General features: G+C 69.7%; 1 protein-coding gene. It reads right to left on the reverse strand.

Features of this window, described 5'->3' with window-relative positions; genetic code table 11:
- Positions 1 to 261: adenosylhomocysteinase (locus UK12_RS35750; RefSeq protein WP_045307398.1), on the reverse strand; the 261-nt coding region annotated here is incomplete at both ends.

Genomic DNA, 261 nt, shown 5'->3' on the forward strand with positions numbered 1-261 from the left:
CGGGGTCTGGCCGTTCGGCCAGGTCAGCGCCTGCTCAGTGCACCACCAGTACTCCTCCAGCGTCTCGCCCTTCCAGGCGAACACCGGCACACCCTGCGGGTTCTCGGGGGTGCCCTCCGGACCGACCGCGATCGCGGCGGCGGCGTGGTCCTGGGTGGAGAAGATGTTGCACGAGCACCAGCGGACCTCGGCACCCAGCGCGGTGAGGGTCTCGATCAGCACCGCCGTCTGCACCGTCATGTGCAGCGAACCGGTGATCCG

The organism is Saccharothrix sp. ST-888 (genome assembly GCF_000955975.1).
GTDB lineage: Bacteria > Actinomycetota > Actinomycetes > Streptomycetales > Streptomycetaceae > Kitasatospora.